This is a genomic window from Sphingopyxis sp. J-6 (genome assembly GCF_046603995.1).
In the GTDB taxonomy this organism is placed as follows: domain Bacteria; phylum Pseudomonadota; class Alphaproteobacteria; order Sphingomonadales; family Sphingomonadaceae; genus Sphingopyxis.
The window spans coordinates 2,046,919-2,060,379 of sequence record NZ_CP145810.1 but is presented as its reverse complement, the minus strand read 5'-3'; the positions used below and the strand labels follow the sequence as shown (position 1 = coordinate 2,060,379).

Here is a 13,461-nt window from a genome sequence, read left to right as displayed (position 1 = left end):
TCAGAATATCTCGCTATTCTGTTCGATCAGCTTTTTGGCGTCTCCATCCAGCCTGTACACGATTTCCTGGCGGATGTTGATGTTCAGGTTGATCTCGATCGGCTTGTCGGGCGTGTCGATCTGAACGCAGCCCGCAAGGCCGACGGTTCCGATCAATAGCGCCAGACACCGGCTCGCGACACCCTGCCTCCTCGCTTCTCCATTGGTCGTCATCATTGCACGGGCTCGCTTGCTGGGGGCTGAACGGGATTGGGCGGGTTGGCGGCTGCCTTGGCGTCTTCCTGCGCCTGGAGCAACGCGGGCAGATTCTGTTCGATATATACCGTCGGATCGTAAAAACCCTTCGCCGATGTTACGAGCTGGCGGAAGGGGGCCTGGATCTTGACGTTGAAGACGAACGGCAGCTTCGCGATCTGGTTGATCAGGAAATTGCGTGTCGCCCCTTCACCCTGCCCGACGCCGCCAAAGCGGATATCGGTCACCATCTCGCCGTCTAGATCGCCGTTGAGGATGATGGTCAGGTCGTCATATTTGAGGCTGCGCAGAGCGCCAAAGGCAAAATTGGCCATCGCGCCCAGATTGTGATTCGACAGCTCGCCGACATAAGCGAGCGTGCCGCCGCCCTCGCGCGAATCGATGCGGCCATTCACGATCTTGCCGCCGAGGCCGCCGAATTCTACCGGCAGCGTCCCGTCGAACTTGCCGGTCGCGTTGATATTGTCGAAGCCGAAATTCTGCAGGAATACCGCGGCATCGACCCCGACGATGTCGAACGACAGCCGCCGCGGTTCGGTCGCATTGAAATCGAGCGTCGTCGGATGGAGCAGCAGCTTGCCGCCCGCGAACGGCCAGCTTCCTCCCTCGACGCGCACCTTGTTGTCGCCGAGCAACCGGTACTCAATCTCGCCGTCGACCACCGGAATGCCGGGGTTGATCTCCTTGATCTTCGCTATCTGCCCCGGCGCGGACCTGAGGCCGATCAGGTCGTCGAAGGTCAGTGTCGTGGTGAGCCCGGTGACCGGGCCGAAGGCCGCGGCCAGGTTGGTGTCGGCAGTGGCGAAGGTGCCGCGGCTGGTGACGCCCGCCGGCGACCAGTCGATGCGGCCGTCGCCGACCACCGATCCCTGAACATTGGCGACGACGCCGAGCGCGAGGCGGGTGAGCTGGTCGGGCTGGAAATTGTCGCCGAAGCGCAATTCGCTGACCTTGAGGTCGGCCGAACCGGTTCCGTCGGCGAGCCGGTGGCGGATGACCGTGTCGACGACGCGGACGCCCGACTTCCGCTCGTCGAACCCGGCGGTCGCGTCGATCACGCCATTCGCAAAGGACAGGTGGGCGTCGTTGCTGATCAGCGGCGAAAAGCGCGCGTCGGCTTCAGCGTCGGTCAGCACCATCGCGCCGTCGAGCGACAGCGCGCCGCCCGCCCAGCGCCATCCGCCACCGATCTCGCTCATGTTCAGCGGTACGACGCCGATCTTGCCGCTCGCGCCGCCGAGCTCACCGGCCATGCCGTTCGCGGCACTGCGTCCCGACAGCGTTTCGGCAGCGAATCGGGTGATGCCATCGCCCTCGCCCAGCCGTACGTCAGCGCGCGCAAGCGACCAGCGCATCGACCCAAGGTCGATCCGCGCCGGACCGCTGTCGAAGGCAAAAGGTGACGTACCGCTGGCGCCGCGCAGCCGGATGCCCGGAATGCGGATATCGCCGCGCAACCCGTCGGGGCCCGCGCTCAGCAACGGTGCGCCGGTGCGGCTGCACAGATCGATCGCGCTGGCACCGAGCCGGAAACCCGCAATCGCGATCCGTTGTGCAGCAACTCGGCTGCACCCGCCATTGAGGGCCAGCGCGCCGGTCGGGGCGAGGACGCCCGCAAGCGGCACTGCCAATCCGTCGACCCGCCCGTCGGCAAGCGGGCCCGACAGTTCGGCGCGCGTCGCGAAGCGGACGAGGCCGCCCGGTTCGCCCGAGAAACGGACCGGGGCGAGCGCTAGCCGCGCATCGCCTGCACTATAGGGATCGAGCCGCGCGAGCCCGCTGACCGCCCCGTCGGCGCGCCGATCGAGGTCGAGGTCACCCGTCGGCAGGTCGCCGCCGCCGAAGCGCCAGCGCCCGGCGATGAGGACCGCGGGTTTCGCTGCCGCCCAGAGGTAGGAGATGCGGCTGTCGGTGCTGCCGCTGAAACGTGCGCCGCTGGCGCTGGCAAGCTGCAAGGCCATGACATCGACCCGCGCGGCTTCCCCCTCGCCCGCCAGCACGAAGTCCGCGCTGCCGCCGGCGTCGGCAAGCATCCGAGACAGCGCGGCGGTCGCCTTGGCTGCCAAGGGACCGATGGGGGTGGCTTTCAGTCCATTGCCACTCGCATCAATCGTTTGCCGCAGGCCCGCACTCGCATTCGCGCGGGCAAAGGCGATGCGCCCGTCGAACTTCGGCGCCTTTGCGCCGACGATGCCCTTCGCATCGAGATTCACCGACTCGGCAGCGAAATCGGCACCACGCAGGCGCGCCATATCGGCGTCGATGTCGAGGCTGGTCTGCGCCGCCTTCCCGTCGAAGCGGGCGATGACACCCAACCGGTCCGCCTGCACGGGCCCCGCCACCAGTTTCGCGATGCTTGCGTCGGCGCTGCCCTTCCAGCTTTGCAGGTTTTCGGAGAGCGAGAGGTCGAGCGCGATCTGCGGCGCGGCGGCGGTCACGCTACCGTTCGCGCAGCGCAGCGACTTCCCGCGCAGCGGCCCGACGAGACGCGGCCGTACATCGCGCACCGACACTGTGCCATAGAAGGTGACGCCATCGCCGCTGCACCCCGCCGCGGCGATGCTGGGCGCAACCAGCGCCAGCTTGCCGGTAAAGGCGTTGCGCAGATTGCCGCCGCCGTTCAGCGCGGCGCCGACATTGCCCCATGGCGTTTCGACCCGCGCCCGCGCGTCCTTCAGCACCACCGACAGGTCGGGCAAGGCAAAGGGATCGGTGCTGGTCGGGTCGCGAAACTTGTCGAGCGCGCCGAACGATAGCCGCCCTTCGGTAAAACGCCCGTAAAGCCGGACCCCGTCGGCGCGGATCTCGGACACATAAGGGCCCGACCAACCGTAGCCGAGCGATACGACGACCGCCTTGGCGATCAGGTCGGGGCGTTTGGGGTCGCCGATGACGACATTCGACAGTCGTTCGGTGCGAAAGCCGATGTCTTCGACGCGATAGCTTGCTGCGATGCCACGGCTGTCGAGTTCTTCGCGGATGAAGCGGTCGGCGATCGGCTCGCGCGCCAGCCACACCCCCGCGATCAGTGCGGCGACCGCGCCCGCGGTCAGCCAGCGCTTCTTGAACAACAATGTCCGGTATCGCCACCGCGGCCGGGAATGCTCATCCGTCTCGCTCACGGCCTGCCTCCGGCAAGAGCGGAACCAGAGAGATCGCCCGATGACGTCATGCCGTGCAAAAATCGTCCTCCGGCCCAAACCCTGTCCGGGATGGAAACGCCGGAAATCCCGTTTCGCTGCAGGAGATTGGTCCGGATCGCCATCATCCGTTTCCTATGACCGTTGAGTGCGCCCCACAAGGAGGTTATTCGGAGGCGGATGGGGGATAGCGAAGCACCAGATCATATCGGCCACCGCGCGCGGCTCCGCGCACGCCTGCTCGACGATGCAGAGGGACTCGCCGATTACGAGCTGGTCGAATATCTCCTCGGGCTCGCCATTCCGCGCCGTGACACCAAGCCGCTGGCCAAGGCGCTGCTCCGCGAATTCGGCTCGCTCGCGCAATTGATCAGCGCCGATCCCGAATCGCTGCGCCGCGTCGATGGCATGGGCGAAGGCGCGATCGCGGCACTGAAAATCGTTCAGGCGGCGGGGCTGCGGATGCTGAAGGGCGAGTTTCGCGACAAGCCCCTGCTCTCAAGCTGGGACGCGCTGCTCGACTGGCTGCGCGCCGACATGGGGCCGATCGACGTCGAGCGCGTCCGCGTCCTCTACCTTAATTCGCGTAACATGCTGATTCGCGACGAACTGGCGAGCGAGGGATCGATCGACCAGTCGGCGATCTACGTTCGCGAGGTGATCAAGCGTGCGCTCGAACTCGGCGCCTCGGCGATCATCCTTGTCCACAATCACCCGAGCGGCAGCCCTGAACCGAGCCGGCAGGATATCGCGATCACGCGCGACATCGCCGCGGCGGCGGCAAAGCTCGGCATCGCGCTTCACGATCATATCATCATCGGCGGCTCGGATTTTCGCAGCCTGCGCGCCATGGGTCTCCTTTAGGCGCGATTTGACTTTCGCGAGCATGGGCGACATCATCGCGCCATGCCGATGATGCGCAGCCTTTTCCGTTTCCATGGGGGACAGCTTCTCGCGGGCATCTAGCCCCGGGTTCCGGCGCGACTGCCCCGAACCCGGGGCAAATTTCCACTAGATTCTATTGTTGCGTGCGGCTGTTCTGCCGCGCGTGTGCTGGAAAGTCCGCGCTATGAAAAACGAAGAGGCCATCCGGCCACATATCCATATGATCGACAGCGAGGCCGATGCGCTGACCGAGCTTACCTTGCAGAAGCAACGCGACCATATCCGCCTTTACGAACTGTTGCTCGGCGAAATCGACCGCGCGGCGATCCACAGCAGCACCGACATCCCCGACGACGTCGTGACAATGGGGTCGGAAGTGACCTTCCTCGACGAGAAGAGCGACACCGAACGGACGGTACGTCTGGTCTATCCGGGCGATGCTGACATTTCGGCGGGGCGGATATCGATCCTCACTCCGATCGGCGCCGGGTTGATCGGGCTCAGTACCGGCCAGTCGATCCTCTGGCCCGATCGGGGCGGCGAGGAGCATCGGTTGACGATCGTGAAGGTCCGGCAGCCCTAACGCATATTTGCAATACCCCTGACGCGATGAAGCCGCCGGATCGCTCCGACGGCTTCACCACCCAGTCAGGGACGCTGTTTAACCAGCGCCGCGCGACAGGAAACCGGTAAGCTCGGTCTTACTGACCTGACCCGATTTGTCGCCATCGGCGGCAGCAAAGGCCTGGCCAACCCACGTCTTCACATCAGCCGATTCAGGATCGACCGAAGGATCGGTGGCAGTCCGCAGCTTCTTCATCCACGCCGCAAATTCGGCGTCGCTGAGTTCGCCCGACTTGTCGGCGTCATAGGTCGGGAACTCCTGGTCCACGATCTGTGCGACCTGCGTCGGCGAAGCTGCCGTACCGCCCGAAGGCGCAGGCTGCGCTGCGGGATCACCGGCCGGCGGGGGCGAACCCGGAGCCTCGCTGGCGGGCGGCGTCGAGGTTGCGGCATCGGGTGCCGGAGCCGGAGCCGGTTCAGCCGGGGCCGGCGTGGTCGTCGTGTCGGCCGGAGCCGGCTGCGACGTTGCCGGAGCGGCGGGGTCCGCGGGCGGGGTTTCCTGCGCCAGCGCGGGGAAACTCACCGCGGCGGCACCGATCAAAAGCATCTGTTTCAGCATGATATTACTCCTGCGGGGGAGCCGATTCCGGCTCCGGCGCCGGCTCGGCCGGCGGGGTGCTGTCGGTCGGATCGGCCTTTTCCTTGTCCGCATCAGGGGCGGCCGGATCCTCGGTCGGGGTCGTACTGCCGGTCGGAGCAGGCGCGGGTGCCGGCTCTGCCGTCGGTGCGGGCTCCGACTGCGTGGTCGGTGCCGGATCGCTGTCCGTCGGTTCGGTCGTCTGCGCCAGAGCGGGGAAGCTGATTGCTGCCGCGCCGATCAAAAGTACCTGTTTAATCACGATATTACTCCTGTAGGGGCGACGGCTTGCGATATTGCGACCCGCCACCTTTCTGATGGGGCATGGGGTCAACTCACCCGATTTGCCGAAAGTTGCGTAGTCGATGCGATTGGCGAAACACTCTGTCCCTGCTAGGGGGCGCTCCGTCGCAGTTTCGGACGGATTCTCCGATGAGACGCCGTAAAAGGAAGGAAAATCAATGGTTCCGCGTTACGCCCGGCCGGACATGACCGCCATCTGGTCGGCCGAGAATCGCTTTCGTATCTGGTTCGAAATCGAAGCACATGCGACCGATGCGCTCGCGGAACTGGGTACAGTTCCCAAATCGGCGGCCAAGGCACTTTGGGACTGGTGGGCGACCAACCCCGTCATCGACGTTGCCGCGATCGATGCGATCGAGGCCGTCACCAAGCATGACGTCATCGCCTTCTTGACCTGGGTTGCCGAGAATGTCGGCGACGAAGCGCGCTTCATGCATCAGGGCATGACGTCGAGCGACGTGCTCGACACCTGCCTCGCCGTCCAGCTCGCGCAGGCCGCCGATATATTGCTCGCCGACCTCGACGCCCTTCTCGAAGCGATCAAGCGCCGCGCCTATGAGCACAAGCTGACCCCGACGATCGGCCGCAGCCACGGCATCCATGCCGAACCTGTGACGTTCGGGCTCAAGCTCGCCGAGGCCTATGCCGAATTCTCGCGCTGCAAGCTCCGCCTGCAGGCGGCGCGCGCCGAAATCGCGACCTGCGCCATTTCGGGCGCGGTCGGCACTTTCGCTAACATCGACCCGCGCGTCGAGGAGCATGTTGCCGCGAAGCTCGGCCTCGCGATCGAGCCGGTATCGACGCAGGTGATCCCGCGCGATCGGCATGCGATGTTCTTCGCGGTGCTCGGCGTTATCGCCTCGTCGATCGAGCGTTTGTCGGTCGAGGTCCGTCACTTGCAGCGCACCGAAGTGCTGGAGGCCGAGGAATATTTCTCGCCGGGGCAAAAGGGTTCGTCGGCGATGCCGCACAAGCGCAATCCGGTGCTGACCGAAAACCTCACCGGCCTCGCGCGCATGGTGCGCAGCGCCGTGACCCCGGCGATGGAGAATGTCGCGCTCTGGCACGAACGCGACATCAGCCATTCGTCGGTCGAGCGTTTCATCGGTCCCGACGCGACGATCACGCTCGACTTCGCGCTCGCGCGGCTGACCGGGGTCGTCGACAAGCTGCTCGTCTATCCCGAGCGGATGCAGAAGAATCTCGACCGGATGGGCGGGCTCGTCCATTCGCAGCGCGTGCTGCTGGCGCTGACGCAGGCGGGTGCGAGCCGCGAAGACAGCTATGCGCTGGTCCAGCGCAACGCGATGCGCGTGTGGGAAAGCGACGGCCAGTTGTCGCTGCTCGAACTGCTCAAGGCCGATGCCGACGTCACCGCGCGGCTGTCGGCGGACGAGCTCACCGCGCTGTTCGACCTCGACTATCATATGAAGCATGTCGACACGATCTTTGCGCGGGTGTTCGGGGCAGCATAGCGCGCGGGCTGGAAAACCGCGGCAATCTGTCCTAGGATCGCGCGAAGACCGACCGAGGAGCAAGGCCAAGTGGGAATCCTGCGAACGATCATCTGGGTTTTCCTGACCATCGTACTGGTCGTTTTCGCGATGGCGAACTGGATTCCGGTGACGGTCCGCATCTGGCCGGGGCAGGATCTCGAAACCAAGTTGCCGATGCTCATTTTCATCGCCTTCCTGCTCGGCAGTATCCCGACCTGGATCGCGTTGCGCGCGACGCGCTGGTCGATGAAGCGGCGGCTCGACAACAGCGAGCGCCAGCTTGCCGACCTGCGCGCCATGGCCAACCGCCCGTCCGACCCCGCCCCGACGTCGGCCCCCGTCAACGACATCCCGCCATCGCCATTGGAGACCCCATGAGTTCGCCGCTTTATCTCGCCATCGATACCACTCACCTCGATGCGGCGCTGACGCTGGCGCAGAAGGTACGGCACCATGTCGGCGGGCTGAAGCTGGGGCTCGAATTCTTCTGCGCCAACGGCCATCACGGCGTCCATGAAATGGCGAAGCTCGGCCTGCCGATCTTCCTCGACCTCAAGCTGCACGATATTCCGAACACGGTCGCCAAGGCGATCCAGGCGCTGCGCCCGCTCGAACCCGCCATCCTGACCGTCCATGCCGCGGGCGGCCGCGCGATGCTCGAGGAAGCGAAAGCCGCGGCGGGCACGAGTACAAAGGTGATCGCGGTGACGGTGCTGACCAGCCTCGACGCGCCCGATCTCGATGACATCGGCGTCGGCGGTACGCCGCACGATCAGGTCGTCCGGCTCGCGGCGCTGGCACGCCAGTCGGGTGTCGATGGCATCGTCTGCTCGGGACAGGAAGTGAAGGCGGCGCGCAAGGCCTGGCCCGGCGGCTTCTTCGTCGTGCCGGGCGTCCGGCCTGCGAACGGCGCCGCGGGCGACCAGAAGCGGATCGTCACCCCGGCGCAGGCGATGACCGACGGCGCCTCGATCCTCGTCGTCGGCCGCCCGATCAGCCAGTCGCCCGACCCCGATCTCGCCGCGCGCGAAATCGAGGCGACGCTTTAACAAAAGACATCTGTCATCCCGGCGAAGGCCGGGATCTCCATGATGCGCTCTGATGCAGCGGCGAGATCCCGGCTTTCGCCGGGATGACGACAGGATAAAGATCATGCCCCCTCTCGTTAAAATCTGCGGCCTCAAGACACCCGAGGATGTCGATGCCGCCATCCGCTTCGGCGCCACGCACATCGGTCTCAACCTCTATGAACCGAGCCCGCGCTACGTCGACCTCAAGACCGCGGCCGAGCTCCGCAAACGCGCCGAAGGGCGGGTCAAGGTGGCGCTGTTGCTCGTCAATGCGTCGCCGCTCGCGACCACCGAAGCGCTCGGCAAGATACGCCCCGATATCGTCCAGTTCCACGGCACAGAGACGCCCGAATGGGTGGCGACGGTCAAGCGATCGATCCCCGCCGAGGTCTGGAAGGCGGTGGGCCTGAAGGACGCGGGGACGCTCGAGCGCATCCGGCAATATGAGGGCGCGGTCGACCGCATCCTTTTCGACGCCCCGGCGCAGGCGATGCCCGGCGGCACCGGCACCCGCTTCGACTGGTCTTTGCTCGTCAATCACCGCCACAGCATCGACTGGGGGATCGCGGGCGGCTTGACCCCCGCCAACGTCGCCGAGGCGCTCTCGGCAACCGGTGCACCGCTGGTCGACGTATCCTCGGGCGTCGAAAGCGCACCGGGCGTGAAGGATATGGACAAGATCGCGGCTTTCCTTAAAGCGGCGGGTCGATGACCCACGCACCCAACAGCCTCCGCACCCAGCCCGACGAACGCGGCCATTTCGGCCAGTTCGGCGGCCGCTATGTCGCCGAAACGCTGATGCCGCTGATCCTCGATCTCGAGCGCTGCTATCGCGCCGCGCAGCAGGACAACAGCTTCAAGGCCGAATTCGACTATCTGCTGAAACATTATGTCGGCCGCCCGAGCCCGCTGTGGTTCGCCGAGCGGCTGACCGAGCATCTCGGTGGCGCGAAAATCTATCTGAAGCGCGAGGATCTCAACCATACCGGCGCGCACAAGATCAACAATTGCATCGGCCAGATATTGCTGGCGAAGCGGATGGGCAAGACGAAGATCATCGCCGAGACGGGCGCCGGCCAGCACGGCGTCGCGACCGCGACCGTCGCAGCGCTGTTCGGCTTGCCCTGCACGATCTTCATGGGCGCGGTCGATGTTGCGCGGCAGCAGCCGAACGTGTTCCGGATGAAATTGCTCGGCGCCGAAGTCGTCGCGGTCGAAAGCGGCGCCAAGACGCTGAAGGACGCGATGAACGAGGCGCTGCGCCACTGGGTCGCGAACGTCCACGACACTTTCTACATCATCGGCACCGTCGCGGGTCCGCATCCATACCCCGAACTGGTCCGCGACTTCCAGTCGGTGATCGGCGACGAAGCGCGTGCGCAGATCCTCGAAGCCGAGGGCCGCTTGCCCGATATGCTGATCGCCCCGGTCGGCGGCGGATCGAACGCGATCGGGCTGTTTCACCCGTTCCTCGATGACGAAAGCGTCGAGATCGTCGGCGTCGAAGCGGCGGGCGAAGGGCTCGATGGCAAGCATGCCGCCAGCCTTGCGGGCGGTCGCCCCGGCATCCTCCACGGCAACAAGACCTACCTGCTGCAGGACGAGGACGGCCAGATTACCGAGGCGCACAGCATCTCGGCGGGACTCGACTATCCCGGCATCGGGCCGGAACATTCGTGGCTCCACGAAATCGGCCGGGTGCGCTACGAACCCGTCACGGATGAAGAAGCATTGGCGAGCTTCCAGAAGCTGACCAAGCTCGAAGGCATCATCCCTGCGCTCGAAAGCGCCCACGCCATCGCCGCCGCCGAACGCATCGCGCCGACGCTGGGCAAGGACAAGGTCATCATCGTCAATTGCTCGGGCCGCGGCGACAAGGATATCTTCACCGTCGCCGACGCGCTGGGGGTGAGGCTGTGATTGCCGTTCGGAAATTTGCTACCAACATTCTCCTGTTTTTCGTGACGATCTGCGCAGCGCATTTGATCAGTTCGTTCATTTTCAGAGGGAAGATGGAAATCACGATGTCTGAGGTGCAAGTGTCCGCTCTCGCAGCACTGCTCATCGCAATCGGCCGTTTGCTATTACACGGACGCGCTCAATGACCCGTTTCGCACCCGCCTTCCACAAAGGCCCTGCGCTCGTCGCCTTCATCACGGCAGGCGACGGCGACACCGCCGCGAACCTCGACGCGCTCGTCGCGGGGGGTGCCGATATCATCGAACTCGGCATGCCCTTCACCGATCCGATGGCCGACGGTCCCGCGATCCAGGCGGCGAACCTGCGCAGCCTCGCGAAGGGAACGACGACCGCCGATATCTTCGCAATCGCCGCCGCCTTCCGGTCGCGCCATCGCGACACGCCGCTCGTCCTGATGGGCTATGCCAATCCGATGACGATCCGCGGCGCCGACTGGTTCGCCGCCGAATGTGCCAAGGCTGGCGTCGACGGGATCATCTGCGTCGACATCCCTTCGGAAGAGGACGCCGAACTCGGACCCGCGCTGCGCAGCGCCGGGGTCGACCTGATCCGTCTCGCGACCCCGACCACCGACGCGGCGCGGCTGCCCGATGTGCTCAGCGGCGCGAGCGGCTTTCTCTATTATGTCTCGGTCGCCGGCATCACCGGTCAGCAGCAGGCGGCGCAGGCGAGTATCGAGGAAGCGGTCGCGCGGCTCAAGGCGGCGACCGACCTGCCCGTCGCGGTCGGCTTCGGGGTCCGGACACCCGAGCAGGCGCATGCGATCGCCAGGGTCGCCGACGGCGTCGTCGTCGGCTCGGCCTTTATCGACATCATCGCCGAGCATGGCGACGATGCCGCGCCGCACGTCGAAACCTTCACCCGTTCGCTTGCCGATGCTATCCACGGCGCAAAGGAGATCGCCGCATGAGCTGGCTCGACCGCGTCCGCAACGCCCTGCCCTTCACGGCGAAGCGCGATACCGCCGACAATCTCTGGCACAAATGCCGCCAGTGCCAGCAGATGGTGTTCGTCAAGGAATGGGAAGACAATCTGAACGTCTGCCCGCGCTGCGACCATCACGATCGCATCGGCGCGAAAGAGCGGTTCGCGCAATTGTTCGACGGCGGCCTCCACGAACTGATCGCTTCGCCGGCGGCGCCCGAGGATCCGCTGAAGTTCCGCGACACCAAGAAATATGTCGATCGCATCAAGGCCGCGCGCGCGCAAACGGGTGATCGCGATGCTTATCAGAATGCGTTCGGCCGCATCTCCAGCCTTCCCACGGTGATCGGCGTGCAGGATTTCGCCTTCATGGGCGGATCGATGGGCGTCGCGGTCGGCGAAGCCTTCGTCGCGGGCGTCGAGGAAGCCATCCGCCGTGGCTGCCCCTATATCGCCATTACCGCAGCGGGGGGTGCGCGAATGCAGGAAGGCACGCTGTCGCTGATGCAGATGCCGCGCGCCACCGTCGCGCTCGCCCGCCTGCGCCGGGCCGGCCTGCCCTATATCGTCCTGCTCACCGACCCGACCACCGGCGGCGTGACCGCCAGCTATGCGATGCTCGGCGATGTGCAGATCAGCGAACCCAAGGCGCTGATCGGTTTCGCGGGACAGCGGGTGATCGAGAATACGATCCGTGAAAAGCTGCCCGAAGGCTTCCAGCGCGCCGAATATCTGCTCGATCACGGGATGATCGACATGGTCGTGCACCGCAAGGAATTGCCCGAAACACTGGGACGCCTGATCGGCTATCTGGCGCCCGAAAAGGCCGCCTGAGCCACCATATCCTGCCATGGCCGACCACGCGCATTCCTCCGACCCTGCGGTGCAGGCGCAACTCGATCGCCTTGCGGCGCTGTCCCCGGGGCGCGATATCCTGGGCCTCGAACGCATCGCCGAAATCTGTGCGCGGCTCGGCAATCCGCAAGAGCGGCTTCCGCGCACCTTTCACGTCGCGGGGACGAACGGCAAGGGTTCGACCTGCGCCTTCCTTCGTGCGATCCTCGAGGCGGGCGGGCGCCGGGTCCACAGCTATACCAGCCCGCACCTCGTCCGCTTCAACGAACGCATCCGCCTTGCCGGGGCGCTGATCGACGACGCCCTGCTCGCGTCGCTGCTCGAAGAGGTGCTCGATACCGCCGCCGACCTGCACGCGAGCTTCTTCGAGGTGACGACCGCCGCCGCCTTCCTCGCCTTTGCGCGGACTCCGGCCGACGATTGCATCATCGAGGTCGGGCTTGGCGGACGCCTCGACGCGACGAACATCATTCCTGCCCCGGCGGTGTGCGGCATCGCCTCGCTCGGGATCGACCATGAAGCATTTCTGCTCGCCCCCGAAGCGGGCACGCCGCAGGAACCCGCGACGCGCATTGCATGGGAAAAGGTGGGCATCGTCAAGCCCGGCACCCGGGTCGCGACGCTCTCTTACCCCCCGGCGGTAACGGGCGTCATCGCGGCGCGTGCCGCAGCCGCCGGTACGCCGCTGTTCGCCGAGGGTAACGGCTGGCAGGTCGATCCTGACGGCGACGGCTTTCGCTGGTCGTCGGCATCGCTCGGCGCGGTTGGCGAAACATTGTTCCCGCGCATGGCAGGCGCACACCAGCGGCGCAACGCCGGGCTCGCGATCGCGATGTCACGGCTCGCGGAGCCGCGCCCCGCCGATGTCGATGTCGTCCGCGGAATTGCGGGCACCTTCTGGCCGGGGCGTATGCAGTTGCTCGGTAACGGTCCGCTCACCGCCGCAATGTCCGGCGAGCAGAATATCTGGATCGACGGCGGTCACAATCTCGACGCGGCGCTGCAACTTGCGGACTTCCTTGGTCAGACGCTCGCCCGGCGCGAGCCGGTCGACCTTGTCCTCGGCATGCTCGCAAACAAGGACGCCGCCGGCTTTCTCGCCCTGCTCGCCCCGCACGTCGGCAGGCTGGTCGCCGTACCGATACCAGGGCACGAGCATCACGTTCCCGCCGATCTGGTGCGCATCGCCCGCGATAGCGGCATTGCGCAGGCTTCGGCGCAGGGCGACCTGCCGTCGGCACTCCGTGCGCTCGCGGCCGACAGCCCGGCGCGCAACATATTGATCGGCGGATCGCTCTATCTGGTCGGACAGGCGCTCGAACTCAACGAAGAGTTCCCTAGCTGAGTTCAGG

14 protein-coding genes are annotated in these 13,461 nt (G+C 65.7%); 10 read left to right on the top strand and 4 right to left on the bottom strand.

Annotated features, from left to right (window positions below):
• Window positions 1–216 carry a YnbE family lipoprotein gene (locus V6U71_RS09860; RefSeq protein ID WP_411342083.1) on the bottom strand — a complete coding sequence of 72 codons (216 nt, stop codon included), beginning with the start codon at window positions 214–216 and terminating at the stop codon, window positions 1–3.
• A complete protein-coding gene (locus tag V6U71_RS09855; RefSeq protein ID WP_411342082.1) occupies window positions 213–3,377 on the bottom strand; it encodes a YdbH domain-containing protein in 3,165 nt (1,054 codons plus the stop codon). The genes V6U71_RS09860 and V6U71_RS09855 overlap by 4 nt, the downstream gene beginning before the upstream one ends.
• 198 nt (window positions 3,378–3,575) lie before the next feature.
• Here V6U71_RS09855 and radC point away from each other — a divergent pair, with 198 nt between their 5' ends.
• Together radC and rnk are read left to right on the top strand one after the other, a co-directional pair.
• Window positions 3,576–4,259, top strand: coding sequence for a RadC family protein (gene radC / locus V6U71_RS09850; RefSeq protein WP_411342081.1), 684 nt, complete (start codon window positions 3,576–3,578; stop codon window positions 4,257–4,259).
• A gap of 241 nt (window positions 4,260–4,500) precedes the next feature.
• Window positions 4,501–4,863, top strand: coding sequence for a nucleoside diphosphate kinase regulator (gene rnk / locus V6U71_RS09845; RefSeq protein WP_411342080.1), 363 nt, complete (start codon window positions 4,501–4,503; stop codon window positions 4,861–4,863).
• A 78-nt stretch (window positions 4,864–4,941) separates the two neighbouring features.
• Here rnk and V6U71_RS09840 read toward each other — a convergent pair whose 3' ends face one another.
• Entirely contained in the window at window positions 4,942–5,463 is a 522-nt protein-coding gene (locus V6U71_RS09840) for a calcium-binding protein (RefSeq protein ID WP_411342079.1), read from the bottom strand.
• Between the two features lie 4 nt (window positions 5,464–5,467).
• On the bottom strand, window positions 5,468–5,743 hold the full coding sequence (locus V6U71_RS09835) for a hypothetical protein (RefSeq protein ID WP_411342078.1): 276 nt from the start codon (window positions 5,741–5,743) through the stop codon (window positions 5,468–5,470).
• A 199-nt stretch (window positions 5,744–5,942) separates the two neighbouring features.
• Between V6U71_RS09835 and purB the strand changes: the two genes are divergently transcribed.
• The 8 genes from purB (at window position 5,943) to V6U71_RS09795 (ending at window position 13,454) form a co-directional block, all read left to right on the top strand.
• Entirely contained in the window at window positions 5,943–7,259 is a 1,317-nt protein-coding gene (purB, locus tag V6U71_RS09830) for an adenylosuccinate lyase (protein WP_411342077.1), read from the top strand.
• A gap of 69 nt (window positions 7,260–7,328) precedes the next feature.
• Entirely contained in the window at window positions 7,329–7,658 is a 330-nt protein-coding gene (locus V6U71_RS09825; protein WP_411342076.1) for a lipopolysaccharide assembly protein LapA domain-containing protein, read from the top strand.
• Window positions 7,655–8,329 (top strand): orotidine-5'-phosphate decarboxylase, encoded by a 675-nt coding sequence (pyrF, locus tag V6U71_RS09820; protein ID WP_411342075.1) that lies wholly within the window; start codon window positions 7,655–7,657, stop codon window positions 8,327–8,329. The genes V6U71_RS09825 and pyrF overlap by 4 nt, the downstream gene beginning before the upstream one ends.
• 103 nt (window positions 8,330–8,432) lie before the next feature.
• On the top strand, window positions 8,433–9,062 hold the full coding sequence (locus V6U71_RS09815; protein ID WP_411342074.1) for a phosphoribosylanthranilate isomerase: 630 nt from the start codon (window positions 8,433–8,435) through the stop codon (window positions 9,060–9,062).
• Entirely contained in the window at window positions 9,059–10,270 is a 1,212-nt protein-coding gene (gene trpB, locus V6U71_RS09810) for a tryptophan synthase subunit beta (protein WP_411342073.1), read from the top strand. The genes V6U71_RS09815 and trpB overlap by 4 nt, the downstream gene beginning before the upstream one ends.
• A 181-nt stretch (window positions 10,271–10,451) precedes the next feature.
• Window positions 10,452–11,240 (top strand): tryptophan synthase subunit alpha, encoded by a 789-nt coding sequence (gene trpA, locus V6U71_RS09805; RefSeq protein ID WP_411342072.1) that lies wholly within the window; start codon window positions 10,452–10,454, stop codon window positions 11,238–11,240.
• Window positions 11,237–12,088, top strand: a complete 852-nt coding sequence (gene accD, locus V6U71_RS09800) for an acetyl-CoA carboxylase, carboxyltransferase subunit beta (protein ID WP_411342071.1) — start codon at window positions 11,237–11,239, stop codon at window positions 12,086–12,088. The genes trpA and accD overlap by 4 nt, the downstream gene beginning before the upstream one ends.
• Before the next feature lie 16 nt (window positions 12,089–12,104).
• Window positions 12,105–13,454, top strand: a complete 1,350-nt coding sequence (locus tag V6U71_RS09795; RefSeq protein ID WP_411342070.1) for a bifunctional folylpolyglutamate synthase/dihydrofolate synthase — start codon at window positions 12,105–12,107, stop codon at window positions 13,452–13,454.
• The last annotated feature ends 7 nt before the right edge of the window (window positions 13,455–13,461 follow it).